The organism is Micromonospora noduli (assembly GCF_003264475.1).
GTDB classification, from domain to species: domain Bacteria; phylum Actinomycetota; class Actinomycetes; order Mycobacteriales; family Micromonosporaceae; genus Micromonospora; species Micromonospora noduli.
In genome coordinates this window covers 353086-377184 of record NZ_PYAC01000042.1, presented here as the reverse complement: position 1 = coordinate 377184, position 24099 = coordinate 353086, and the positions used below count along the sequence as shown (strand labels likewise).

21 protein-coding genes, 2 tRNA genes and 1 pseudogene are annotated in these 24099 nt (G+C 72.4%); 13 read left to right on the top strand and 11 right to left on the bottom strand.

Annotated elements, in window-relative coordinates; all coding sequences use genetic code 11:
- Positions 1-188 precede the first annotated feature (188 nt).
- The 4 genes from MED15_RS30725 to MED15_RS30710 all read left to right on the top strand — a co-directional run bounded on the left by MED15_RS30725 (position 189) and on the right by MED15_RS30710 (position 1999).
- On the top strand, positions 189-698 hold the full coding sequence (locus MED15_RS30725) for a SigE family RNA polymerase sigma factor (RefSeq protein WP_112583689.1): 510 nt from the start codon (positions 189-191) through the stop codon (positions 696-698).
- The gene (locus tag MED15_RS30720; RefSeq protein ID WP_112737595.1) at positions 688-1626 is read left to right on the top strand and encodes a hypothetical protein; all 939 of its coding nucleotides are present in this window, start codon (positions 688-690) and stop codon (positions 1624-1626) included. The genes MED15_RS30725 and MED15_RS30720 overlap by 11 nt, the downstream gene beginning before the upstream one ends.
- A gap of 87 nt (positions 1627-1713) precedes the next feature.
- Positions 1714-1787: transfer RNA gene (locus tag MED15_RS30715), tRNA-Met, on the top strand.
- A 135-nt stretch (positions 1788-1922) separates the two neighbouring features.
- Positions 1923-1999: transfer RNA gene (locus MED15_RS30710), tRNA-Met, on the top strand.
- Between the two features lie 116 nt (positions 2000-2115).
- Here the strand turns inward: MED15_RS30710 and MED15_RS30705 are convergent.
- The gene (locus MED15_RS30705; protein WP_112737593.1) at positions 2116-5889 is read right to left on the bottom strand and encodes a S8 family serine peptidase; all 3774 of its coding nucleotides are present in this window, start codon (positions 5887-5889) and stop codon (positions 2116-2118) included.
- Between the two features lie 163 nt (positions 5890-6052).
- Here MED15_RS30705 and MED15_RS30700 point away from each other — a divergent pair, with 163 nt between their 5' ends.
- Positions 6053-6301 (top strand): hypothetical protein, encoded by a 249-nt coding sequence (locus MED15_RS30700; protein ID WP_030336617.1) that lies wholly within the window; start codon positions 6053-6055, stop codon positions 6299-6301.
- A 57-nt stretch (positions 6302-6358) separates the two neighbouring features.
- Here the strand turns inward: MED15_RS30700 and MED15_RS30695 are convergent, their stop codons facing one another.
- Positions 6359-7678: an ABC transporter substrate-binding protein gene (locus MED15_RS30695; protein WP_112583686.1), complete on the bottom strand. Its 1320-nt coding sequence runs from the start codon at positions 7676-7678 to the stop codon at positions 6359-6361.
- Positions 7679-7816: 138 nt separating this feature from the next.
- Here MED15_RS30695 and MED15_RS30690 point away from each other — a divergent pair, with 138 nt between their 5' ends.
- Entirely contained in the window at positions 7817-8650 is an 834-nt protein-coding gene (locus MED15_RS30690; RefSeq protein WP_112600957.1) for a phosphoribosylaminoimidazolesuccinocarboxamide synthase, read from the top strand.
- Between the two features lie 15 nt (positions 8651-8665).
- Here the strand turns inward: MED15_RS30690 and glpK are convergent, their stop codons facing one another.
- Positions 8666-10150, bottom strand: a complete 1485-nt coding sequence (gene glpK, locus MED15_RS30685; protein ID WP_112731137.1) for a glycerol kinase GlpK — start codon at positions 10148-10150, stop codon at positions 8666-8668.
- A 101-nt stretch (positions 10151-10251) separates the two neighbouring features.
- Here glpK and MED15_RS30680 point away from each other — a divergent pair, with 101 nt between their 5' ends.
- Positions 10252-11190: a ribose-phosphate diphosphokinase gene (locus tag MED15_RS30680; RefSeq protein WP_112600958.1), complete on the top strand. Its 939-nt coding sequence runs from the start codon at positions 10252-10254 to the stop codon at positions 11188-11190.
- Between the two features lie 111 nt (positions 11191-11301).
- Here MED15_RS30680 and MED15_RS30675 read toward each other — a convergent pair whose 3' ends face one another.
- Positions 11302-11757, bottom strand: coding sequence for an ATP-binding protein (locus MED15_RS30675; protein WP_112600981.1), 456 nt, complete (start codon positions 11755-11757; stop codon positions 11302-11304).
- A 119-nt stretch (positions 11758-11876) separates the two neighbouring features.
- Here MED15_RS30675 and macS point away from each other — a divergent pair, with 119 nt between their 5' ends.
- Both macS and MED15_RS30665 read left to right on the top strand, forming a co-directional pair.
- Entirely contained in the window at positions 11877-13007 is a 1131-nt protein-coding gene (gene macS, locus MED15_RS30670) for a MacS family sensor histidine kinase (protein ID WP_112583683.1), read from the top strand.
- Positions 13008-13021: 14 nt separating this feature from the next.
- The gene (locus MED15_RS30665; protein ID WP_112583792.1) at positions 13022-13675 is read left to right on the top strand and encodes a response regulator; all 654 of its coding nucleotides are present in this window, start codon (positions 13022-13024) and stop codon (positions 13673-13675) included.
- 7 nt (positions 13676-13682) lie between these two features.
- On the opposite strand, the gene MED15_RS30660 is transcribed toward MED15_RS30665, so the two are convergent.
- The 3 genes from MED15_RS30660 to MED15_RS30650 form a co-directional block, all read right to left on the bottom strand.
- A complete protein-coding gene (locus tag MED15_RS30660; RefSeq protein ID WP_112583682.1) occupies positions 13683-14255 on the bottom strand; it encodes a DUF5709 domain-containing protein in 573 nt (190 codons plus the stop codon).
- Between the two features lie 88 nt (positions 14256-14343).
- The gene (locus MED15_RS30655; protein ID WP_112583681.1) at positions 14344-15135 is read right to left on the bottom strand and encodes an ATP-binding protein; all 792 of its coding nucleotides are present in this window, start codon (positions 15133-15135) and stop codon (positions 14344-14346) included.
- Positions 15135-16133: an SDR family oxidoreductase gene (locus MED15_RS30650; protein ID WP_112600959.1), complete on the bottom strand. Its 999-nt coding sequence runs from the start codon at positions 16131-16133 to the stop codon at positions 15135-15137. The genes MED15_RS30655 and MED15_RS30650 overlap by 1 nt, the downstream gene beginning before the upstream one ends.
- A 224-nt stretch (positions 16134-16357) precedes the next feature.
- Here MED15_RS30650 and MED15_RS30645 point away from each other — a divergent pair, with 224 nt between their 5' ends.
- A complete protein-coding gene (locus MED15_RS30645; RefSeq protein ID WP_112583680.1) occupies positions 16358-17557 on the top strand; it encodes a glycosyltransferase in 1200 nt (399 codons plus the stop codon).
- Here MED15_RS30645 and MED15_RS30640 read toward each other — a convergent pair.
- The 4 genes and pseudogenes from MED15_RS30640 to aroA form a co-directional block, all read right to left on the bottom strand.
- Positions 17515-18460 (bottom strand): annotated as a pseudogene (locus MED15_RS30640) (hypothetical protein). The gene MED15_RS30645 and the pseudogene MED15_RS30640 sit on opposite strands and share 43 nt — an antisense overlap.
- A 59-nt stretch (positions 18461-18519) precedes the next feature.
- A complete protein-coding gene (gene hisN / locus MED15_RS30635; protein ID WP_112600960.1) occupies positions 18520-19338 on the bottom strand; it encodes a histidinol-phosphatase in 819 nt (272 codons plus the stop codon).
- 28 nt (positions 19339-19366) lie between these two features.
- The gene (gene rsgA / locus MED15_RS30630; RefSeq protein ID WP_112583678.1) at positions 19367-20443 is read right to left on the bottom strand and encodes a ribosome small subunit-dependent GTPase A; all 1077 of its coding nucleotides are present in this window, start codon (positions 20441-20443) and stop codon (positions 19367-19369) included.
- Between the two features lie 55 nt (positions 20444-20498).
- Positions 20499-21800, bottom strand: a complete 1302-nt coding sequence (gene aroA, locus MED15_RS30625) for a 3-phosphoshikimate 1-carboxyvinyltransferase (RefSeq protein ID WP_112583677.1) — start codon at positions 21798-21800, stop codon at positions 20499-20501.
- 103 nt (positions 21801-21903) lie between these two features.
- On the opposite strand from aroA, the gene MED15_RS30620 reads away from it, so the two are divergent.
- The 3 genes from MED15_RS30620 to MED15_RS30610 all read left to right on the top strand — a co-directional run bounded on the left by MED15_RS30620 (position 21904) and on the right by MED15_RS30610 (position 23871).
- Positions 21904-22614: an SOS response-associated peptidase gene (locus tag MED15_RS30620; protein ID WP_112583676.1), complete on the top strand. Its 711-nt coding sequence runs from the start codon at positions 21904-21906 to the stop codon at positions 22612-22614.
- 195 nt (positions 22615-22809) lie between these two features.
- Positions 22810-23202 (top strand): WhiB family transcriptional regulator, encoded by a 393-nt coding sequence (locus MED15_RS30615; RefSeq protein ID WP_091406097.1) that lies wholly within the window; start codon positions 22810-22812, stop codon positions 23200-23202.
- A 51-nt stretch (positions 23203-23253) separates the two neighbouring features.
- Positions 23254-23871 carry an alpha/beta hydrolase family protein gene (locus MED15_RS30610; RefSeq protein WP_112737591.1) on the top strand — a complete coding sequence of 206 codons (618 nt, stop codon included), beginning with the start codon at positions 23254-23256 and terminating at the stop codon, positions 23869-23871.
- Positions 23872-24099: the final 228 nt, after the last annotated feature.

Genomic DNA, 24099 nt, shown 5'->3' with positions numbered 1-24099 from the left:
CGCCACCGCGCGCAGTTCCTCCCCGAGCCCCCGTCGCTCGGACCGCATCAGGTCCGAACGGCGGGGGCTCGGCCATGTCCTGATCTGTGCGCATCTGTCACGTCGCCGACAGCACCCTCCACCACCGCAACCTGCGACGCCGGTCCGCCGTCCTCCTTGCGACGGGGTGGGAACGAGGGGGGTCGGCCGTGCGGGACGCGCAGAGCTTCGATGACTTCTACCGCAGCACCGCCCGGCGGACGCTGCGGTACGGCTATGCGGTCGCCGGCGACCACAGCGAGGCGCAGGACCTGGTGCAGGAGGCGTACACCCGGGCCTGGCGGCAGTGGGGGCGACTGTCGTCGCATCCGGCGCCGGAGGCGTGGCTACGGCTCGTGGTGGCCCGGCTGGCGACGGACCGCTGGCGGCGTCTGCACCGTTGGCGGGTGGTGCTGAGCCGTACCGGACCACCAGCGGTCGCACCCCCGCCCAGTGAGGACGGGGTGCTCCTGGTCGGGGCGCTCCGGCAGTTGCCCGCCACGCACCGGCAGGCGCTGGCCCTGCACTACCTCTTCGACATGTCCGTCGAGGAGATCGCCCGGGAGACCGACGTCCCGGTCGGCACAGTGAAGTCCTGGCTGTCCCGAGGCCGGTCCCGGCTGGCCGCGCTGCTGCCCGACCTCTGCGCCGTGGAGTTGGAGGCGAACGATGTCAGTTGAACTCTCTGACCTGTACCGGTCGCTCAGCACCGTCGCGGACGGGCAGGAGCTGACCCGTCCCGAGTCGCTTCGGCGGCTCGCCGACCGGCGGGCCCGAGCCCGGATAGCCGGCTCGACGCTCGCGGTGGCGCTGCTCGTGGGCGGGGTGGCCGTCGGTGGCCGACTGGCGTACCCGGCGGACGGCTCCGCGCCGCTGCCGCCGCCCGCCGACACCCCTGGCCCGGTGCCGACCGGGGCGCCCGCGACGTCCGGGCCGTCACCCACGCGGACCCCGGCGTCGACACTCTCGTCCCCGCCGCCGTCGCGGACCACCACGAGCGGTACGCCGTCGCAGCCGGCCACCGGACCGGGGGCACCTCGGCCGCCCACATCGATCCCGGACCGTGCCTTCTTCGTGCTGGCGGCCCCTAACCGGACCGGGCTGGAATCTTCGGGGGACGGTCCGGCACTGCCGACGCTGTGCGGGACGCGCCTGTCCAGCGACTCGGCCATGGTCCAACGCCGTGGCCGCTACCTGGCCTACAAGTTGTCGGAAACGCCGACGGGGCACGTGCCGGACGGCAGCTACCGGCACACCATCACGATCTACCGGCCAGGCCGCGCCGACGACGCGTTGCGGGAGCTGCGGCAGGCCGTGCGCGGCTGCCCCGACCAGAAGCTGCCCGACGACAGCAGGACGTGGCGACAGCGGCTGCTGGCCTCGGGGGTGTACGGGGACGAGTCGGTGCTGTTCGAGATGCGAGCCCCGATGCCGGACGGGATGGGCGAACCGGGTACGGAGGAGGTTCGGTTGGTCCGGGTGGTCCGGGTCGGTGACGTGGTGACAGTGCTCTGGGAGCAGGGTTGGGAGCACACGGCGGTCGTTCGGTCCCAGGTCGACGCTGACAGTCGACGGGCGGTCGCGGCGATCGAGAACTGGCTCGACTGACAATGCCCAGGTCAGAGCTGTCCGTGTCGGCGGTATCGCAGTCGCTTTGCGGTGTCCCGGGTCGGTGCGCTACGGTTATCGAGCCGACGCGGGGTGGAGCAGCTCGGTAGCTCGCTGGGCTCATAACCCAGAGGTCGCAGGTTCAAATCCTGTCCCCGCTACGAGAGAAACACCAGTTCAAAGCCCGTCTCCGGTTTGCCGGAGGCGGGCTTTCGGCATTCCGGGGTGCCGGCCACAGGGGATGGAGACCCCACTGATCATCGTCCAGAACGGGTGAGTTAGTCTTAACCAGTCGACGCGGGGTGGAGCAGCTCGGTAGCTCGCTGGGCTCATAACCCAGAGGTCGCAGGTTCAAATCCTGTCCCCGCTACCACTGAAAGTGATATGAGTCCGGCCCCCACACTGTGGGGGCCGGACTTGTTTTGGCGCCGCTGTCGCAATGATGGGCCCCGGAGGGCCGGCACCTCGTCGGCACCGGCCCCGGGGGGTCTACCGCAGGCCGAAGGCCCGGGTGACGGTCTGGGTGACACCGCCACCGTTGCGCTGCTTGGCGGTGACCCGGATCGACACGAAGTCGGCAAGGTGCGGCGCGTTCAGCGACGCCTGCCAGGTGCCCTTCTTCTCCCGCAGGTCCTGCCGCTGCCAGCTCACCCCGTCGTCGTAGGAGATCTCCAATTGGAGTGACGACACGGCGTCCCGAGCCGCGGTGCTGCCCACCACCACTGGCGTGATCGAGAAGTCGGTTCGGCGCTTCGTCCGACCCGCGAAGTCCACGTCCGTTCCGTAGTCCAGTTGGACCAGCGGGATGGCCTGCACCTCGGTGCTGCCGCCGGAGACGAAGCTCCACTCGGTGTGCGTGGCGGTCGAGTACGGGCTGAACTCGGGCTTGCCAGTGGTCTCGACGACCAGTCGGTACGGCAGCTTCTCCGGTGACAGGTCACCCGCGCCGACCTCCGGCCAGCCGTCGAACTGGGTCAGCTGCTTGTCGCCCTGATAGAACGTGGCGATCTGCGACATGCTGGCCCCGCCGCTGTGGGCGGCGCCCGCGTCGCCGAACCCCTGGATGTAGGCGCTCATGGCGGTCTCACCACGGAACGGGATCTCGGTGCTGAGCAGCCGTGGCCGGGTGATGGGCCCGAACCAGCGGTCCTTCTGCACGCTGCCCGGCCGGTACGCGATGGCCTCCGTGTTGGACCGCGCCCAGTCGGCGACGTCGGCGTACTGCATCCACTTGATGCCGCCACCCGCGGAGACCCAGTCGGTACGCGGCCCCGGCTCGACCGGCTCGAACGGGAACGGCCGTGCCGCCGCGTACTCGTACGGCGGGAAGTCCATTCGGGTCTCGCTGGACTGCTTCCCCGGGGGCGGGGAGAAGGTGAGATCGATCCGGGCGAGGTTGCGCGGGTCGGTCTTGGCGGACGGGTCCTTCGGCACCCCGCCACTGTGGTAATCCACCAGGTCGTACAGGTACTTCGCCCTGGGGTGGGCGACCACTACCAGTCGTACCGGGTTGCGGCCTGGGGCGGCGATCTTCTGGATCAACGCCTCGCCCTCGTCCATGGTCACCGAGGCCACCGGGATCGGTCCGGTCGTCACGGCGTCGGGGTTGCCGTACCAGTCGCTCCTGCGGCCCGCCCGGTCGTTGACCACGACGAGCATCGCCGCACCGGCGGTGTGCGCCGCCGCTGCCTGGTCCGTGGGGGTCACCGAGTCGTTGGCGCGGACGACCACGGCCCTGCCGCGGGCGGAGACGCCGGCGTAGTCGGCGGCGCCGCCGACGCCCGCGAAGACGGTGTCCAGACGCGAGGTGCCGTCGGGCAGCGGCGGGGAACCGGGCTGCGCGAGCGGGTCGCTGAGGTGCCGGCCGTGATAGCTGATCGCCAGCGGCGTCTGCTCGGCGCGGATCCGGGTGGTGAAGACGAAGCTGCCCTTGCGCACCTTGTCAGTGGTCGGCAGGGCCCACAGGCTGTCGTAGGCGGCGCCCGGCCAGAACGTCTCGCGGAGGGCGCTCCAGTCGGCGGGTGTCGGTTCGCTCGAGGTGAAGGAGCGGTAGACGTCGATTCTGCTGTTGACGACGGCGGTCGGCTGGGGTGTCGCCACCTTCACCTGGCGGGCTCGCGCGGCGTCGAGTTCCACGACCCGGTTGGTGGTCAGGTCGACCTCGGGAGCGGTCAGCATCGCGAGCCCGAGGGAGCGGGGCCCGTGCAGACCCTCCACGTCCGCCGCCGTGACGACGGTGTAGGAGCCGGGCGCCAGGCGGGCGGTGAGCTTTCCGTCCGGCACCCACATGAAGGCGGAGCCGGTCTCGGCGTTGACGACCTCGACCTCGCCGCTCATGGGCCGGCCGGCGCGGTCCTTCAGGTGGATGGTGAGGTCGTACTTCCTGGACTCGACGGCGACCCCGACTGCGGTGTGCACCTCGCCGGCGGCGAAGCGGGCCGTGACCTGGGCGGAGTACCTGCCGGCGGGAAGGCCGGCCGGGGCCACCACGACGTCGACGGTCGCGCTGGCCCGGGCGGGCACCGTGACGCGGTCGGCGGTTGCCGTGAACGTCTGCGCGGGGGAGGTGCCGTGGTCGACGGAGAGCTCCAACGCGATCGGGCTGTCAGTGGTGTTGGTGTAGGTGATCGTCCGCTTGATCGGCTGTGGTGTGCTGCCCCAGCCGACGAGTCCGGCGTCCACCGACCCGGATGCGACGACCTGGTCCTGGTGGTAGGCGGCGGCGACGTTCAACCGACCGCTGCCGGCCTGGTAGGCGTCGTAGTCGGGCGTGCGGACGCTGGTGCTCATCAGCGCGTCCTTGATCTGCCGCGCGCTCCACGTCGGGTGCTTCTGCACCAGCAGGGCGGCCGCCCCGGCGACGTGCGGCGCTGCCATCGAGGTGCCACTGTCGGCGTAGTAGTAGCCCTCACCCCAGGAGATGTGCTGCGAGCGTGCCGCCAGCACATCCACCCCGGGAGCGGTCATGTCTGGCTTGAGGGCCTCGTCGTTCATTCGGGGTCCGACGCTGGAGAAGCTCGCCAGGTGGTCGGAGGTGTCCACCGCGCCGATGGTCAGCGCGGCGTCCGCGGTGCCCGGCGCACCGAGGGTGTACGGGTCTGGTCCGCTGTTCCCGGCGGCCACGACGAAGAGCGCGCCCGTCTCGGCGGTCAGCTGGTTGACGGCCTGGCTCAACGGGTCGTCCTGGGTGTGCCAGGCGCTCACGCCGAGGCTCATGTTGATCACTTTGGCGTGCTCGGCCCGCGCCGCCCACTCCATGCCCGCGATGATCCCGGAGATGGACCCGCTGCCGTACTCGTCGAGGACCTTGCCGATCACCAGGTCGGCGTCGGGGGCCACGCCCCGTTCCCTGCCGCCGGAGGCGGCGCCCGTCCCGCCGACGGTGGAGGCGGTGTGGGTGCCGTGCCCGTTCCGGTCGATCACGTCCTGGCCGGGGATGAAGCTCCGGGAGGCCGCCACCTGGTCGGCGAGATCCGGGTGGGTGCTGTCCACTCCGCTGTCCAGGACGGCGACCCGGACACCGCTGCCGGTGCCACCCGCGGCCCACGCCGCAGGCGCGCCGATCTGGGCGGTGGTGTCGGCCAGGGTGGCCTTCGCCTTGCCGTCGAGCCACACCTTGTCGACGCCGGCCGCGAAGGAGGGTGCCGGGGTGGCGGCGCTGCGGCCGGTCGGCGACTGTCCATCGGTGAGGGCCGACCAGAAGTCCGCTGCCTGCGATCGGCGGGTGCGGATCGCCTCACCACTGACGGAGGGAAGCTCCAGCGTGGTCCGCGCGCCCGGCAGCGTGGTGCCGGCCCTGAGCTTCGCCGCACCCGTCGTGCGGGTGACGATCAGGGGGAGTTCAGCGGTCCGAGCGTCGTCGTAGCCCTGGGCGATGAGCTGGGTGACGTCGAACAGTTGCTTGTCGAGTCGACCGGTGGCGAGGTACGGCAACGCCTCGTCCGGGTACACGTAGGTGTCCCGGCCCTCGGTGGAGACGCGTACGGAGCCGGTGGCGCCCGGGGCGCGCTTGACATCCACCGATCCGGTTGCGCCGTGGACGCCCGGGGTCACCGTCACCCGGTCGCCGGTGATCAGCGTGACCGTGACGGGTGTGCGGTCCGCGTCGCCGCTCGGAGCGGGTCTCGTCGGCGGCGGTGGGGGCGGTGGGGCGCCGTGCGCCGCGGTGGGGGTGAGGAGAGCGGCGACGAGGGTGACGCCGACCGCTGCCGCCGCAGATCTTCGGGTGCGAGAGATCCGCGCACTGTCTACAGAGTTGAGCATGAGGCGAATCCGATCACCTCGAGAGATTCATGTAAAGATCATCATCTTTGCCGGGACGTTGCGAGCGCGTTGCGCCCCGGCCGGAGAGCTTCCGGACGATCCGGTCCCGTGATTCGGCGTGGACCGACGTGCCGAGGTTGCGCCCTTCGGCGAGGATGGGCACATGTCTTCATTCGGTAAGTGGTGGGGCCGCCTGAGCGCGGTCTTCGGTGCGGTCGTACTGGCGGTGTTCGTGCCCGTCGCGGCCTGGGCGTCCACGGGCACCGGCGAACTCGTGGTGGAGGCCGCCCGGCGGCGGGGCCGCAGTGGCTTCGGGGTGCTCCCGCTGCTCTGCTGCCTGGTGGTGGTCGCGATCGTCGTGTTCCTGGTGTTGCGTCTGATGCGCAACCGCCGGGGTGGCCCGCCGCGCTGACCGGGCCCGAGGCGTCGACGGGTCACCAGCGGCCGGCTCCGTGCCGGCCGCCGGTGCTCACACCGCCAGGGCCGCGATGGCCTGGGACAGGAAGCGCGCGGTGGCCTCGCGGGTGCCGTCGCGCTTGACGCGGATGCGCTCCGCGGCGGTGACCAGCAGGGTGCGCACCTTGGCGTGCCCCTTGGGCGGCGGCGCCGGTGCAGGCCCGAGCAGGTCGGCGATGCTGGCGCCGAACTCGGCGGCACGTCGCTGCGCCGGGTCGGTGATGCTGCCCTCAACGTAGCGGCGGACCTGGGCACTGGCGTTCAGCCCCCGCTCGTGGCCGAGAACGGCGCCAACCTCACCATTGGTGGTCAGAAAGTTGATCACGTCGGCGACCGTGTCCGGGTGGCGGGTGCCCCGAAACGCCGCCCAGTACATCGACGCTCGCGCCCACTGAGCCCCCGGCGGGCCGGGAATGCCGACGATGCCCAACTCGGACTCGGTGAGTCGTTGCAGCTCCGGTAGCTGGTGCGACCAGGCGAAGGACGCCGCCGTCACCCCGTTCACCACGAGTTGCCGGGCCGGCTCGCCGCTGTCGGCCTGCTCGACCAGGGCCGCGCTCGGCGTGGCTCGGCCCCGGCGGGCCCGCTGCCACAACTCGAACCACGCGATCAGCTCGTCCGCGCCGAAGCCGAGCTGGTTGCCCCGGTAGAACTCGCCGCCCTGCGACCGCAGCCAGAGCCAGAGCGCCCGGTAGTCGCCCGACCCGTCCATGGTGCCGGCCACCCGGCGGTCGCTGGCCTCGGTGACCTGCGTGGCCCAGGAGATGTAGTCGGCCCAGGTCATCCCTGCGCGGGGCTCCGGCATCTCCAGCTCCCGCAGCAGGTCCCGGTTGAACACCACCACGGCGTGGGTCTGCCCGGCGGCCACCGCCATCGTCCGCCCCTCCACCGTGCCGTAGCGGATCAGACCCTCCGGCAGGCCCCGAAGATCCAGGTGGTGGTCGGTGAGGTCGAGGATGACCTGACGTTGGGTGTACTCGGTCAACATGGCGTCGTCGATCTGGATCAGATCCGGTACGTTGCCGCCGCCCGCCTGGGTGGCCAGTCGGTCGTAGTAGCCGTCGGCACCCTGCCAGGTGACCCGGAAGGTGACCCGGGGGTTGCGATCCGAGTAGAGCCGCAGCGCCTTCTCGGTGAGCTCGGCCCGCTTGGTGCCACCCCACCAGAAGACCGACAGCTCGACGGGCCCGTCCTGGGTCGAGGTGGCGGCGCCGTCGGTGCACCCCGCCAGCCCGCCGGACGCGAGCAGAGGTGCGCCGAGCAGCGCGCCGAGCAGTCGGCGCCGGCCCGGGTCGGCACCGAGGCGGTCGAGCGGGGGTCGAACAACGGGCACGGGGCTCTCCTGGACCTACGGGGGTGGCGGTCGGACCATTCACGCAGGCAGCGCACGAAGGTGTCAACGTCCGTCCGGTCACCCTCGGCTGGGTGGTCGAATCAGGCCGTTCCACTGTCGCGTGGTGTACTAGGGCGCGTGGAACTTCTGCACTCGGGCAAGGTCCGGGACGTCTACGCCGACGGCGACGACCTGATCCTGGTGGCCTCGGATCGCATCTCGATCTACGACGTGGCGCTGCCGACGCCGATCCCGGACAAGGGTCGCCTGCTCACCGCGCTCTCGCTCTGGTGGTTCGAGCAGCTCGCCGACCTCGTGCCGAACCACGTCATCTCGGCCACCGACGTGCCCGCCGAGTTCGCCGGGCGGGCCATCCGCTGCCAGCGGCTGGACATGGTTCCGGTCGAGTGCGTCGCTCGCGGTTACCTGACCGGCGGCGGCCTGCGGGAGTACGAGCAGACCGGCGCGGTCTCCGGCGTCCCACTGCCGCGAGGGCTGGGCGAGGCGTCGATCCTGCCCGAGCCGATCTTCACACCGTCGAGCAAGGCGCCGATGGGAGAGCACGACGAGCCGATCACGTACGACGACGTGGTGGACAAGGTGGGTCAGGCCACCGCCGAGCGGCTGCGGCAGATCACCCTCGACATCTACCGGCGCGGCGCCGAGCTGGCCGCCGACCGGGGCATCCTGATCGCCGACACCAAGCTCGAGCTGGGTTGGGCACCGGACGGCACGCTGGTCCTCGCCGACGAACTGCTCACCTCCGACTCGTCGCGGTTCTGGCCCGCCGAGTCGTACCAGCCGGGCCGGGTGCAGTTCTCCTACGACAAGCAGTACGTGCGGGACTGGGCCACCGGCAGCGGCTGGAACAAGCAGGCCCCCGCCCCGGACATGCCGGCCGAGGTGGTCGAGGCGACCCGGGCTCGCTACATCGACGTCTACGAGAAGCTCACCGGCAACCGCTGGGAGTGACCGCCGCAGCGGCGGTCACTCCACCCAGTCGAGGGTGCGCTGCACGGCCTTGCGCCACTGGCGCAGCTCCTTCTCGCGCAGCTCCGGGGCCATGGCCGGCTCCCACTGCGCGTCGGAGCGCCACTGCGCCCGCAGGGTGGCCAGGTCCGGCCAGAAGCCGACCGCCAGACCGGCCGCGTACGCGGCACCCAGGCAGGTGGTCTCGGTGATCCGGGAACGGACCACCGGCACGTCGAGCACATCGGCGAGGAACTGCATGAGCAGGCCGTTCGCGGTCATCCCGCCATCCACCCGGAGACGGCGCAGCGCCACATCCGAGTCGGCGTTCATCGCGTCGACCACCTCGCGGGTCTGCCACGCCGACGCCTCCAGCACCGCACGCGCCAGGTGCCCCTTGGTGATGTAACCGGTCAGGCCGGCGATCACCCCGCGGGCGTCGCTGCGCCAGTGCGGGGCGAACAGTCCCGAGAACGCCGGCACCACGTAGCAGCCGCCGTTGTCGTCCACGGTGCGGGCCAACTCCTCCACCTCGGCGGCCGTGGAGATCAGCCCGAGGTTGTCCCGCAGCCACTGCACCAGCGAGCCGGTGACCGCGATGGCGCCTTCGAGGGCGTACGCCGGTGGTTGGTCCTTGATCCGGTAGGCGACAGTGGTGAGCAGGCCGTGCGTCGACGGGACCGGGCTGGCGCCGGTGTTGAGCAGCAGAAAGCTGCCGGTGCCGTAGGTGCATTTCGCCTCACCCGGCTGGAAGCAGGTCTGCCCGAACAGGGCGGCCTGCTGGTCGCCGAGCGCACTCGCCACCGGCACCCCGGCGAGCACCCCGTCGGCTGTGCCGTACACCTCGGCGGAGCAGCGGATCTCCGGCAGCATCGCCGCCGGAACACCCATCGCGCCCAGCAGCTCCGGGGCCCAGTCCAGGGTCGTGAGGTCCATCAGCATGGTCCGGCTGGCGTTTGTCACGTCGGTGACGTGCTCGCCGGTCAGCTTCCAGATCAACCAGCTGTCCATGGTGCCGAAGAGCACCTCGCCGCGCTCGGCGCGCTCGCGCAGGCCGTCGACCTCGTCGAGCAGCCAGCGCAGCTTCGGCCCGGCGAAATAGGTGGCCAGCGGCAGGCCCGTGCGGGCCCGGAACCGCTCCTCGCCGTACGCCGAGGCGAGCTCGCGCAGCAGCGGCCCGGTCCGGGTGTCCTGCCAGACGATGGCGTTGGCCACCGGGCGGCCGGTGGCCCGGTCCCAGACGACTGTGGTCTCCCGCTGGTTGGTGATGCCGACGGCGGCCAGCCCGGACGCGTCGGTGCCGGCGGCCCGCAGCGCCTCGGCGACCACCTGCTCGACGTTGTCCCAGATCTCCTCGGCGTCGTGCTCCACCCACCCCGGTCGGGGGAAGATCTGCCGGTGCTCGCGCTGGGCCACGGCGACGATGTCCCCGGCCCGGTCGAAGACGATGCACCGCGAGGAGGTGGTGCCCTGGTCGATGGCGGCGACGTACTGGGGGGTCACCGCAGCACCGTACCCGGACGGCGGCGCGGCGCGACAGGCGTCACGGCGGGTTCCGGCCCGCCGCCGTCGGCGGCCGTCCGCTTCCCCTACGATGTGCGAACGTGCGCGACATCGCAGTTTTCAGTGGAACCGCCCATCCCGACCTGGCTGCCGAGATCTGCGCCCACCTGGGGGTGCCGCTGCACCCGGTGCGGGTCTCCCGGTTCGCGAACGATTGTCTGGAAGTCCAGTTGCAGGCCAACTGCCGGGAGCGGGACGTCTTCCTGATCCAGCCGTTGGTCCCGCCGGTGCAGGAGCACCTGGTCGAGCTGCTGCTGATGATCGACGCCGCCCGGGGCGCCTCCGCCGGTCGGATCACTGTGGTGCTGCCGCACTACGCGTACGCCCGGTCGGACAAGAAGGACGCGCCACGGATCTCGATCGGCGCGCGGCTCGTCGCTGACCTGCTCACCTCGGCCGGGGCGGACCGGGTGCTCGCGATGACCCTGCACTCGCCGCAGGTGCACGGCTTCTTCAGCGTCCCGGTGGATCACCTGCACGCGCTGCGGGAGCTGGCCACCCACTTCCGGCGCTACGACCTCAGCAACACCGTTGTGGTCTCGCCCGACCTGGGCAACGCCAAGGAGGCAGCGGCGTTCGCCCGGCTGCTCGGCACGCCGGTCGCGGCCGGGGCGAAACAGCGGTTCAGCGACGACCTGGTCAAGATCAGCGCGGTGATCGGCGACGTGACCGACCGGGATGTCATAGTGCTGGACGACGAGATCGCCAAGGGCAGCACGGTGGTCGAGCTGATGGAGCACCTGCGCGGCCTGAGGGTCCGGTCGATCCGGCTCGCCTGCACGCACGGCCTCTTCTCCGGCGACGCGTTGCAGCGGCTCAGCGACCAGGACGGCGTCCTGGAGATCGTCTGCACCAACACGGTGCCCATCCCGGCCGCCAAGCGGGTCCCCAAGTTGCAGGTCCTGTCGGTGGCCCCCGCCCTTGCCGAGGCGACGCGCCGGATCCACAACGGAGAGTCCGTCTCCGCCCTCTTCGCCTGAACCGCCCCGCTCCTTGCCCCCGCGATCTTGCAGTTTCTGCGTCAGAATGAGCGGTTTTAGACGGTCGTCGGGACAGTAAGTGCAAGATCGCGCAGAGGGGGCGCGTGGGGGTCAGCGCGGGGTGTGATTGTGGTTGGTGAGACCCGTGGTGATGCGGACGGTGGTGCCGGCGGTGCCGGTGACGACCTCCATCGCGTCGGTCAGCTCGCGGGCCAGCCAGAGGCCCCAGCCGCCGGCGGTGTCCGGGGCGGGCCGACTGCGGTCGCCCAGCCGTTGCGGGCTGATCCCGTGCCCGTGGTCGGCGACCTCGCAGACCAGCACACCCGACTCGTGCCAGAGCCGCAGCCAGCCGCGCCCGCCACCGTGTCGCACCGCGTTGGTGATCAATTCGTTGATCGCGAGCACGAAGTCGTCCAGCCGTTGGCCGCTCAGACCCGAGGCATGCGCGCAGGAGGTGACCGAGTGTCGAATCTCGGTCACCTGGGCCTGGTCAAAGGCTTCGGCGATCAGGAGGGCAGGTTCGATGGGCACAACCGTACGCCGTGCGTGCGGGTCTGCGTTCGTCATGGGCCCGTCCCGGCGGCGCATCTCGGAGTATTTCGCGGCTTTTCCACCGTACGTCAGGGTTTCCCGAACCGCACTCGCTGCTCGCCGTGCGCCGGCCCGGTTGTGGCATCCTGACCGCCATGCCGTCGCCGCCGGGTGGGTTCGAGGTGCCGCTGTGGCGTGCGCTCACCGTGTTCAGGCTGGCCTCCCTGGCGTACGTCTGCGCGCTCGCGGTGCGCGACGCCGACCGGTACGCCCACCCGTACGCCGTCGGCGCCCTGATCCTGCTGATGATCGCCTGGACCGGCGCGACCGCGATCGGGTACGCCCGACCGGCCTGGCGGCGCTGGCCGCTGCTGCTGGCCGACCTCGGGGTGGTCATGGCCATCGTGCTGGCGACCCCGTGGGTGGTCGGCCGGACGGCGCTCACCCACGGCGTACCCACCCTGGGGGTGGCCTGGATGGCCGGCCCGGTGCTGGCCTGGGCCGTCTCCGGTGGCCGGCGACGGGGCACTGTCGCCGCGCTGCTGGTCGCCGGCGCGGACCTGGCCACCCGGGAGCGGATCGGCCAGTCCTCGTTCACCGGGGTGATCCTGATGCTGCTCGCCGGAGTGGTGGTCGGGCACGTGGCCCGGCTCGCGGTGAGCGCCGAGGAGCGGTTGCAGCGCGCGGTGGAGCTGGAGGCCGCCACCCGGGAGCGGGAGCGGCTGGCCCGGGACATCCACGACTCGGTGCTCCAGGTGCTGGCGCTGGTGCAGCGGCGCGGCGCGGACCTGCCCGGGGAGGCCGGCGAGCTGGCCCGGCTGGCCGGCGAGCAGGAGGTTGCCCTGCGGGCGCTGATCGCCGGCGCCGGCCCGGCCGCGAGCCTCCCGGACGGCGGCGAGGCGGTGGACCTGCGGACCCTGCTCGGCCGGTACGCCTCCGCGGCTGTGGCGCTCTCCGCCCCGGCCACCCCGGTGCCGCTGCCCCGACGGGTGGCCGGAGAGTTGGCGGCCGCGACCGGCGCGGCACTGGACAACGTGGGGCGGCACGCCGGTGGGCGGGCCTGGGTGCTGATCGAGGACGAGGGGGCGACGGTGACCGTGTCGATCCGTGACGAGGGGCCGGGCATCCCGGACGGTCGGCTGGACGAGGCGGCCGCCCAGGGTCGGCTCGGCGTGACCCAGTCGATCCGGGGCCGGGTGGCCGACGTGGGCGGCACGGTTCGGATCGTGTCCGCCCCCGAGGCGGGCACCGAGATCGAGCTGAGCGTGCCGAGGTCAACGCGGTGAACCCGATCCGGGTGATGGTGGTGGACGACCATCCGATGTGGCGGGAGGGCGTCGCCCGCGACCTGACCGAGGCCGGTTTCCTGGTGGTGGCGACCAGTGGCGAGGGACGACAGGCCATCCGGGTGGCCGCCGCCGCCCGGCCCGACGTCGTCGTTCTCGACCTGCAACTACCCGACATCTCCGGGGTCGAGGTGATCCTGGGGTTGCGCGCGGCACTGCCCGCCGTACGCGTGCTGATGCTCAGTGCCAGCGGCGAACAGCAGAGCGTGCTGGACGCGGTCAAGGCCGGGGCCACCGGTTACCTGGTGAAGTCGACAGCGCCCGCCGAGTTCCTGGAGGCGGTGCACCGCACCGCGGCCGGCGACGCGGTCTTCACCCCCGGCCTGGCCGGGCTGGTGCTCGGCGAGTACCGCCGGCTGGCCGCCGGACCGGGGCGGGGGACCGGCCCGGCCGGCGCTGCCGAACCCGTTACGCCCCAGCTCACCGAACGGGAGACGGAGGTGCTGCGGCTGGTGGCGAAGGGGATGTCGTACAAGCAGATCGCCCAGCGGCTCGGCCTGTCGCACCGCACGGTACAGAACCACGTGCAGAACACCCTGGGCAAACTGCAACTGCACAACCGGGTCGAGCTGACCCGGTACGCCATCGAACGTGGTCTGGACGACTGAGCGGACGTCAGACCGAGCGCGGCGGCTCCGTCTCGTGGATGGCCAGCTCCTCGGCGGTCGCTCCGCCTCCGGCCGATCCGGCGTCGTACGCCACCGAATCGGTCTCCTGGTCGGTGTGCGACCCCTCGTCCGGTTCCACCAGCCGGCCTACTGTGGCGTCGGCCACAGTGCCGAGCTGACCGTGGTCGTAGAGGGAGACCGGTGAGTTCGGGTCCGAGGTCGGCCCGGGATCCATCACGTCGGCGTCCAGCTGAGCCTCCGCCGCGGCTTCCAGGTTGTCCGCCTCGAAGGCGATCTTCGGGTCGATGGTGCCGGCCAGCGGGTCGTCCGCCGGGCGCTCGTAGACCTCGCGGTCGAGCTTGTAGTCCAACGACTCACCGTCGAGCTGCTCCTCGGCGGTCGTTCCGAACCGGTCCACCGCCACCGGCGTCCGATCGCCGGGCAGTTGGGCCGGGTCCGGGCCGTCCGCCTCGCGCCCGGTGAGGACGTCGTCGTTGGCGGTCGAGTCGTCATCGGCGGTGTCGGGCAGCCCTTGCGCCTCGGTGTCGGACACGGGGGTCGGGTACTCGTTGTCGCGCATGTCTGATCACTACCCGCTGCCCTGCCGCCGTAACCGGGCGGCCTCCGGAGGTACGTCGCCGAACCGGGCGCCGATGGCGAAAGCCCCGTCAGAGAGCCTCGTCGTCGGGGTGCAGCACACACCAGACGACCTTGCCGTCCGGTACGGCGCTGCTCCCCCAGCGACGGGTCACAGTGTCGATCAGCAGCAGGCCCCGGCCGCCGGCGCGATTCGGCGGGGAGATCCCGGCGAAGGTCGGCTGACGCGGGGAGTGGTCGCGAACCGCCAGGTGCAGGGTGGTCTCCTGAGGCGCCAGCCGAACCGTCATCGGGGTCCGGGCGTGCGCCACCACGTTGTTGACCATCTCGGTGATCGCGATGCACGCCGGGTCGGTGAGCGTCGGCATGCCCCAGCGCTCGCAACCGGTGGTGACCAGCTCGCGCGCCTGCCGGGCGGCTCCCACCGCCGGAGCCAGGTCGGCGGTGAGCACCGCCGCCAGTGGTGTCGCCGCCACAGCGGCCAGCGCCCCGTCGAGCGTCGGCCAGGCCGGCACCCCGGCGAGCGCGGCGTCCGGATGGGCGGGCCCGTCGACCGCCGGGTCACACAGCAGCAGGTCCGCGGCGGGCCAGTCGGCGACCTCCCGGCGTACGTCGGCGAAGACACCGCGCCCGGCCGGGTCGACGACCCGCAGGCCGGTCACGTCGGCCACCACCGGGCCGGGCCGGGCCAGCAGACGGGCGAGCAGCGCGCCGCGTAGCGCCTCGGCACCAGCGGCATCGAGCACACCGGTCAGCCGGACCACCGCTGACGACTCGTCGATTTCCACGAGACAGCTCGACATGATCGCCCCATTGTGCGCGCCGGTGACGGTGAGCGCATTCGGGCGCTCGACATCGGCCATCAGCGGTCCGACCGGGAGCGGCGGTTGATGGCCGCCAGGGTGCCGACAGCGGTGCCGGCGGCAGCCAGACCGAACGCGGCGGTCATCCGCACCAACTGCCGCCGCCGACCGTGCCAGCCACCGTCCTGGCGTGCCAGAGCATCGGCGTCGAACACGTTGCCACTGCTGTCCACCCGGGCGCCCGGGCCGAACTGGGTGCGGTGGGCGTACCAGCCGAGGGTCCGCTCGACCAGCGCGGGCGCCAGCCGCCACTGCAGGCCGATCAGCCGGGCCGCGCCACCGGCGTACGCCTCGCGGCGGGGCCGGCGCAGCAACCGGACGATGGTCTCGGCGACCATCTCCGGCGGGTAGATCGGCGGAGGCGCCACCAGTTCCCGGCCGCTGTGGTTGCCGGTGTGCCGGAAGAACGGGGTGTCGATCGTGGCCGGCAGCACTGTGCAGACGGAGATGTGACCGCGACCGGTGACCCGCAGCTCCTGTCGGACGGTGTCGGCCAGCCCGCGGATGCCGTGCTTGGAGGCGTTGTACGCCGACTGGTACGGCATGGCCACCTCGGCCAGCACCGAGGCGTTGTTGACCAGCACACCGCCACCGGCGGCGCCCAGGTAGGGCAGTGCCGCCTTGATGCCGTGCACCGCCCCGAGCAGGTTGACCTCCAGCACCCGGCGGAATTCGGCGACCGGGATCTCGTCGAACAGCCCCACGGCGCTCACCGCGGCGTTGTTCACCCAGGCGTCGATCCGGCCGAACTCGGCCGCCGCCTGCTCGGCCAGCCGCCGCACCGACTCCAGGTCGGTGACGTCGGTCGGTACGACCAGCGCCTGGCCGCCCAACTCCCGGCAGCGCTGCGCGACCTGTTGCAGGGCGGGCTCGCTGCGGGCGGCCAGCACAACGGCGGCACCCCGGCGGGCCAATGCGTACGCGGTCGCCGTGCCGATCCCGCTGGACGCGCCGGTGATCACCACGGTCGAATCGTCGAGACTGCGGGTCAGCGGCATTTCTGAGCGGTACCCCCGGCCGGCCCTGGTCACACCGGCCACGGCTTGTGGATCATCGTCGAACCCCACTGTCGTGTGCCGCCTGTGCTTGCCGTGGCGCAAGTGTCGGTGGCACTCGCGCTGACTCTTCCTGATCTGCCAGGTTTCGGCTCAGCGTCGCGGGGTTAATGGGACGCTCTGACCGGGAGGACCACCGCCGAGGAAAGATCGCAGGGAGGTGACCCATGCGCGTCGGCCTCGTCTGCGCGCACGCCAGTTCCTACCGCCACGCCGACGGCCCGCCGGTCGGCACCCGACAGCACACCGCGAGGGTCGCCGCCGAGCTGGCCGAGCGAGGCCATGACGTCCGGCTCTACGTACGCCGGGACGACCCGACGCTGCCGGCGACGATGAACGTCGACGGCTACCAGGTGCACCAGGTGCCCGCCGGCCCGCCCACCCCGCTACCCACCGTCGAGCTGATCCCGTACGTGACGGAGGTCGGCCGCTGGCTGGCCGACGAGTGGTCGGGTTCCTGGCGGCCCGAGGTGGTGCACGGGCACTACTGGGTCGGTGGCCTGGCCGCCGCGCACGCCGTCCGGGAGACCGACATTCCGGTGGTGCAGACGTTCCACTCGCTCGGCATCGAGCAGCTGCGTCACCTGGGCGGCCACTACGACGGGCCGGGCCAGCGGATCACGCTGGAGCGCGCATTGACCAGGGCGGTCGACATCGCCGTGGCCCAGTCCAACGACGAGGTCGACGAGCTGACCCGGATGGGTCTGCAACGCAGCTCGGTCGCGTTGGTGCCGGCCGGCGTCGACATCGACCTGTTCCACCCCGACGGCGAGGCAGCACCGCGCGAACAGCGGCCCCGCATCCTCTCGGTGGGCTCGCTGGCCGCCGGGCACGGCCAGGAGGACCTGATCCGGGCGATGCGGCTGGTCGGTGACGCCGAGCTGGTGATCGCCGGTGGGCCGCCGGTCGACCAGTTGGCCAACCATGCTGAGGCACGACGCCTGCGCGAGCTGGCCGAACAGCTCGGCGTCGTCGACCAGGTACGGCTCGTCGGGGCGGTGCCGCACGACCAGATGGCCACCTGGTACCGGTCGGCGGACGTTGTCGCCTGCACGCCGCACTACTCCTCGGCGGGGCGGGTCTCGCTGGAGGCGATGGCCTGCGGGGTGCCGGTGATCGGCTACGCGATGGGCGGCCTGGCGGACGCCGTCGTCGACGAGGTCACCGGTCGCCTGGTGCCCCCCGGTGACGTACGGGCGCTCGGAGTGTCGCTGCGCCGTCTGCTCGCCGACAACGCCGGTCGGTTCGCGTACGGGCACGCCGCGGTGGACCGGGTGCGCAGCAGTTACACCTGGGAGCGGACCGCCGGTGCGTTGGAGCGCCTCTACGAACGGGTGGTGAGTCGCCGCAAGCCGGTCGAGGCCTGAGTCGGCGGTGCTGCTGCGACACCTCTGCCGTGATGCGGTGCCGGACGGTCAGCCCGGCCGGCCGGCACCGACCATGGCGGGGTCCCGACGGCGTGCCACCGAGCGGTGCTGCTGCGGTTCGGCGTACCGGGTCAGGCCGATCACCGCGGCCAGGGTCACCAGGAAGCCGACCGCGGCCAGCCACTCCCGCCCCGGCCAGATCTTGTCGTTGAGCAGCAGCAGGCCGACGATCGCGGCCGGCACCGCGCCGGCGGCGTCCATCGCGGCGACCGCGGCGGTCGTCGAGCCGCGCTGCATGGCCAGACCGAGCAGCAGCTGACCCACTATCGAGTGGGCGATCAGCAGGTAGAACAGCGGGTCGGCGAGGAACGCCTCGGCGGACGGCGCGGATGCCAGTGGCCGGGCGGCGACCGCGGCCGAGCTGAACGCCAGCCCGGCCAGTGAGCCGAGGGCCACCGAACCCGGTGCCCCGTGCAGCCGGACGGCGAAGAAACCGAGCACCGCGATCACGCCCAGCGCCACCAGCAGGGCGATCGAGCCGGCGGTGCCGAGCTGCTTCGACGGCGCCGGCCGGGCGGACAGCACCAGCGCGGTGATCCCCGCGAAGAGCAGCGCCAACAGCACCACCTCCGCCGCCGGCAGCCGCCACTTCAGCACCAGCACCCCGAGGATGGCAGTCACCCCGAGCCCGGCCGCCACGCTGGCCTGCACGAGGAACAGCGGCAGGTCCCGCCGGGCCAGGAAGGCGAGCACGAAACCGCCGATCTGACAGCCGAGGCCGATCAGGTACGTCCGGTGCCCGGCGAGGCGCAGCAGCAGGCCCGGATCGAAGGTGTGGTGGACCGTGGTGCGCGCCGCCGCCACCGACTGGAGCAGGTTGGCGAAGCCGTACGCGACGATCATCGCCGCGAGAAAGCACCAACCGGAGGAGACCACCTGGCGAGGATAGAGGTTGCCGGGGGTCAGCGCTCGGCTGGTCGATTGAGGCGGGCGAGGATGTCGGCGTGCAGCACACCGTTGGTGGCCACCACGCTGCTGTCGGTGCCCGGAGCCCCGGCGGGGGCCGGTTGTCCGGCCAGATCCGTGACCGTGCCACCCGCCTCAGTGACGATCGGCACCAGCGCCGCCACGTCCCACACTGACAACTCCGGCTCAGCCATCACGTCCAGTGCCCCCTCGGCCAACAGCATGTAGCCGTAGAAGTCCCCGTACGCCCGGCTGCGCCAGCTGTCCCGCATCAGGTCGAGCACGGCGTCGAGCCGCCCCGCCTCCTCCCACCCGTTCAGCGACGAGTAGCAGAAGCTGGCATCCGCGACCCCACGCACCGCGGACACACCGATCCGCTCGCCGGCCGCGGGGCCCGGCCCGGCGTACGCGCCCGCACCCGCGCTGGCCCACCAGCGTCGTCCGAGCGCCGGTGCGGACACCACGCCGACCGCCGGCCGGTCGCCGTCGTAGAGCGCGATCAAGGTGGCCCAGATCGGCACGCCACGGACGAAGTTCTTGGTGCCGTCGATCGGATCGATGATCCACCGGCGGCCGTTCGGGTTGGCGGACGACTGCGCGCCGTACTCCTCACCGAGCAGCCCGTCGGCCGGTCGGTGCTCGGCCAGCAGGGCGCGGATCTCCCGCTCCACGGCGGTGTCCGCGTCGGAAACCGGGGTCAGGTCGGGCTTCGCCTCGACGCGCAGGTCGAGCGCCCGGAACCGGGCTGTGGCGATGGCGTCGGCCCGGTCGGCGAGCAGATGGGCGAGGGCGAGGTCGTCGGCGTACCCGGTCATGCCGGCAACCTAGCCCACACCCGTCGGGTCACTCGTCGGGGCCGCGCCGGTCACCCTCGCCGGGGCCGCGCTGGTCGCTGTCGCCGCGCGAGTCACCCTCGCCGGCGCGGGAAGCGAGCAACCGACGGTACGAGGCCAGCCGGCGCGGGTCGGCCTTACCGGCGGCCACCCAGGCGTCCAGCCCACACTCGGCCTCGTCGGCCGTGTGGGGGCAGTTCGGTGGGCAGTCGACGGTGCCCTCGACCAGGTCCGGAAAGCCGTGCAGCAGGCTGTCGGCCGAGACGTGCGCCAACCCGAAGCTGCGGATCCCGGGGGTGTCGATGATCCAGCCCGGGTCGGTGTCGATCCCGTGCACCGGTGGCAGCCGCAGCGCCACCGCGCTGGTCGAGGTGTGCCGGCCCCGGCCGATCGCGCTGACCACGCCGACCGCGCGCAGCGCGTCCGGAACGAGGCGGTTGACCAGCGTCGACTTGCCCACCCCGGAGTGCCCGACAAGCACCGACACCTTGCCGCTCAGCAGCGCGCGGAGCGCGTCGAGGTCGGAGTCGGGACGGTTGAGCACGTAGGGCAGCTCCAGCTCGGTGTAGTAGCCGAGCACCTCCTCCGGCCCGGCCAGGTCGGCCTTCGTGAGGCAGAGCAGCGGCTCGACGTCCGCGTCGTACGCGGCCACCAGGCAGCGGTCGATGAACCCGGTGCGCGGCGGTGGGTCGGCCAACGCGCTGACGATCACCAACTGGTCCGCGTTGGCCACCACGACCCGTTCCAGCCGGCCCTCGGCGGTGGTCTCGTCGTCGTCTGCGGTGCGGCGCAGCACCGAGCGGCGTTCGGCGATCCGGACGATGCGGGCGAGAGCGCCCTCCGCGCCGGACGTGTCACCGACCAGGCTGACCCGGTCACCGACCACCACCGATTTGCGGCCCAACTCGCGGGCCCGCATGGCGGTGACAGTGGGCAGCTCGGCGCCGACCACGCCGCGTTCGGCCCCGGAGAGCACGCAGGTGTAGCGCCCCCGGTCGACGGCGATGACGAACCCGTCGACCGCGTCGGCGTGCTGCGGGCGGGTGCGCGTACGCGGGCGCGACGACTTTCCGGGTCGGACCCGCACGTCGTCCTCGTCGTACTCCCGCCGTTTGGTCGCCAGGACCTGTCCTCTTCTCGCGTCAGCTCTTGCCGGTCACCATCGCTGACCATAGTGCCGGGAACTCGGGCATGGTCTTGGAGGTACACCCCACGTCGTCCACCTCGACGCCCGGAACGGCCAGCCCGGCCACCGCGGCGGCGTGCGCCATCCGGTGGTCGTGGTAGGTGCGGAAGACCCCGCCGCGCAGCGGTCGGGGCCGGATCTCCAACCCGTCCGGTGTTTCGGTGATGTCCGCGCCGAGCCCGCCGAACTCGCGCGCGAGCGCGGCGAGCCGGTCGGTCTCGTGCCCACGGATGTGCCCGACGCCGGTGAACACCGACGGCGAGTCGGCCAGCATGGCCAGCGCGGTCAGCACGAGGGTCAGCTCGCCGACGTCGGACAGGTCGGCGGTCAGACCGTGCACCACGCCGCTGCCACGGACGGTCAGCCCGTCGGTGGAGAGGGTGACCTCACCGCCCATCCGCTGCAGCAGCGAGCGGAGTTTCTCGACCGGCTGCGCGCTGCTGTGCGGCCAACCCTGAAGGGTCACCTCGCCGCCGGTGACCAGGGCGGCGGCGAAGAACGGCACGGCACCGGAGAGGTCCGGCTCGATGTCCCAGCCGCGCCCGGTGAGCGGGCCGGGCTCGACGGCCCAGACGTCGGGGGTGCTGTCGTCGACAGCCGCGCCGGCGGCCCGCAGCATCTGCACCGTCATCCGAAGGTGCGGCGCGGAGGGCACCGGCGGGCCGACGTGGCGGACCACGACGCCCCGGTCGAAGCGCGGGGCGGCCAGCAACAACCCGGAGACGAGTTGGCTGGAGGCGGACGCGTCGATCACGACCTCGCCACCGGTGATCCGGCCGGTGCCGAGCACTGTCAGCGGCAGGCTGCCGGTGCCGGTGACGTCGATCCGGACGCCCAGCGAGCGCAGCGCGCCGACCAGCGGGCCGAGTGGCCGGGTGCGCACGTACGGGTCACCGTCGAAGGTGACCTGCCCGTCGGCCAGGCCCGCCACCGGCGGCACGAACCGCATCACGGTGCCGGCCAGCCCGACGTCGACGTGGGCGGGGCCGGCCAGCGGGTGCGGTCGGACCAGCCAGCGCTCGTCGTCGCTGATCGAGACGTGCGCACCCATCGCGCGCAGGCCGGCGGCCATCAACTCGGTGTCACGGGCGCGCAGTGGCCGGGCCAGCGTCGACGGGCCGGCGGCCAGCGCGCTGAGCACCAGGGCCCGGGCGGTCATCGATTTGGAACCGGGCAGGCGCAGCGTCGCCGCCACCGGGTCGGATGCGGTCGGTGCGGTCCACGGCTGCGGCGGCCGGGTCGCGGTCAGGTTGCCCACGGTTACATTCTGCCGTGTCGGCGGGCGGGCGGCGGCGCCCGGCGTTCGTACTCCCGGTTGGCGGGACAGCCGACGGGGCCTCCGACGCGTTAGCGTGTGCCCCATGTGCGGCAGGTACGCGACGACCCGGAGCTCCGGCGAGCTGAGCGCGCTGTTCGAGTCGTCCGACGACTCCGACGGCCTGGTCCGGGCGGACCACAACGTCGCGCCGACCGACCCGGTGCCGCTGGTCCGGGTCAGCCCGGAGGGGCACCGCAGCCTCTGTGTCGGCCGCTGGGGTCTGCTGCCGCACTGGTCCCGGTCCGCCTCGGGAGCCGCTCGGATGATCAACGCGCGGGCGGAGACGGTGGCCACCAGCCGGGCGTACGCCGGCTCCTTCTCCCGTCGCCGTTGCCTGGTCCCGGCCGACGGCTGGTACGAGTGGGTCCGGTTGCCCGACGGCGGGCGACAGGCGTACTTCATGACCCCCCGGGACGGCTCGGTGCTCGCGCTGGCCGGCATCTGGTCGGTCTGGGAGTCCGACGCCGAGACCCGGCTCACCTTCAGCGTGTTGACCACCGCGGCGCTCGGCGACCTGGCCGAGGTGCACGACCGGATGCCGGTGCTGCTGCCCCCTGAGCGGTGGTCGTCGTGGCTCGCGCCGACCGACGAGCCGGGGCGGCTGCTCACTCCGGCGTCGGCGGAGCAGTTGGCGGGGCTGGAGATCCGCCCGGTGGGTGCGGCGGTGGGAGACGTTCGCAACGACGGGCCACAGCTGACCGCGCGGGTGGCGGTGGCGCCGACGGTGTCACCGCAGGAGCTGACCCTGTTCTGACGCCGCCGTGCATCGTCGGCCGCCGATTTGCCAGGTTCCGCGCGATTCGTCTCCTGGCTGTTCAGTCATGTTCCCGGCAGACCCTTGTCCCGGTGTTGTTAAGTGCGATAGAACACAGCGCCGGTAGTGGCTGTCGGTCCGCACGGGGCGGACGACGTCCACAGCTTTTGCCGGTCCCACGGGGGAGGTGGGTGGATGACACGGGCACGTATGCCGCGCCCGCACGAGGTGGCAGCGGCGCGGCGAGATCCGCGACTGCTGCGGGCCGTGCGAGAACGGCGACAGGACGACGCTTGGCGCACCAGAGGAACCTGCCAGAGCGTCGATCCGGAGACATTCTTTCCGGCACCGAACGAGCCGGCGGACGCCGCCGTCGCGCTGTGTCGCAGTTGTGACGTGCAGGGGTCCTGCCTGGCCTGGGCCCTCGACGTCGGTGACTGTCACGGCGTGTGGGGCGGCACCACGCCGCGGGAACGACGGGCGATGCTGGTCGCCTGGCGCGGCGAGGTCGAACCCGATCCGGACGCCATCGACGATGCCGGCCCGCCGGTGCGCGATCGCCTGCTCGCCCTGGTCCCGCTGAGCTGATCGGCGGCCCGGTTCGCACCCGACGCCCGTCCGGCGGCGCAGAATAGGCCGGTGCCAGCCAGCAACGAGATCGACACCCCGCGCGGTCCGGCGCGGATCGACACCGACCTGCCGGTCCGCCCGGCCACCGCCCTGCTCGTCCTCGGGCACGGCGCGGGCGGCAGCGTCGACGCGCCCGACCTGCTCGCGGTCCGGGACGCGTCGGTGGCGGCAGGCCTGGCGGTGGTCCGGGTGACGCAGCCCTACCGGGTCGCCGGTCGACGTGCGCCGGCGCCGGCAGGTCACCTCGACGAGGCCTGGACGGCGGTGCTCGCCGAGCTGCGTGACCGGCACGCCGACGTGCCGACGGTGGTGGTCGGTGGGCGTTCCAGCGGTGCGCGGGTCGCCTGTCGGACGGCCCGTGCGGTGGGCGCGGTGGGCGTGGTCGCGTTGGCCTTTCCACTGCACCCGCCCGGCCGGCCGGAACGATCGCGCGCCGCTGAACTGGGCACCGGCCTGCCGACGTTGGTCGTCAACGGCGACCGGGATCCGTTCGGGACGCCGGAGCCGGGACCGGCCGTGCAGGTGGTGAGCCGTCCCGGTGAGACGCACGACCTGCGCCGGGATCCGGCCGGCACCGCCGCCGCCGTTCGCGACTGGCTGTCCGCCCGGGGCTGGGCGGCCAGCTGACCCGTCGCGCCCGGCTCGCCGGGGCAACCGTTTCCGGGGCGGGCACGGGTCGTTGCATCCGATGGTGCCGCCGGCCCGAGCAGAGCCGGTGACACCAGTCCTCCCAGGCCCTTCCTGGTCCCAGCGCCGGCCGCCGTCGGGGCCGGGACCAGGAACGGGGAGGGGCCGGACGGAATGCCCCAGTGGTCATCTCGCGTTACTACCCCCGGACGACTTTTCTGTGAGGGG

Bases quoted from the DNA above. Each gene is read 5' to 3' on its own strand.
- MED15_RS30675 (WP_112600981.1), bottom strand. From the start codon at position 11,757: ATGACGAACGCAGACCCGCACGCACGGCGTACGGTTGTGCCCATCGAA.
- MED15_RS30705 (WP_112737593.1), bottom strand. From the start codon at position 5,889: ATGCTCAACTCTGTAGACAGTGCGCGGATCTCTCGCACCCGAAGATCT.
- hisN (WP_112600960.1), bottom strand. From the start codon at position 19,338: ATGACCGGGTACGCCGACGACCTCGCCCTCGCCCATCTGCTCGCCGAC.
- macS (WP_112583683.1), top strand. From the start codon at position 11,877: ATGCCGTCGCCGCCGGGTGGGTTCGAGGTGCCGCTGTGGCGTGCGCTC.
- MED15_RS30615 (WP_091406097.1), top strand. From the start codon at position 22,810: ATGACACGGGCACGTATGCCGCGCCCGCACGAGGTGGCAGCGGCGCGG.
- MED15_RS30650 (WP_112600959.1), bottom strand. From the start codon at position 16,133: ATGCCGCTGACCCGCAGTCTCGACGATTCGACCGTGGTGATCACCGGC.
- MED15_RS30665 (WP_112583792.1), top strand. From the start codon at position 13,022: ATGGTGGTGGACGACCATCCGATGTGGCGGGAGGGCGTCGCCCGCGAC.
- MED15_RS30620 (WP_112583676.1), top strand. From the start codon at position 21,904: ATGTGCGGCAGGTACGCGACGACCCGGAGCTCCGGCGAGCTGAGCGCG.
- MED15_RS30720 (WP_112737595.1), top strand. From the start codon at position 688: ATGTCAGTTGAACTCTCTGACCTGTACCGGTCGCTCAGCACCGTCGCG.
- MED15_RS30645 (WP_112583680.1), top strand. From the start codon at position 16,358: ATGCGCGTCGGCCTCGTCTGCGCGCACGCCAGTTCCTACCGCCACGCC.
- MED15_RS30655 (WP_112583681.1), bottom strand. From the start codon at position 15,135: ATGGCCGATGTCGAGCGCCCGAATGCGCTCACCGTCACCGGCGCGCAC.
- MED15_RS30660 (WP_112583682.1), bottom strand. From the start codon at position 14,255: ATGCGCGACAACGAGTACCCGACCCCCGTGTCCGACACCGAGGCGCAA.
- MED15_RS30700 (WP_030336617.1), top strand. From the start codon at position 6,053: ATGTCTTCATTCGGTAAGTGGTGGGGCCGCCTGAGCGCGGTCTTCGGT.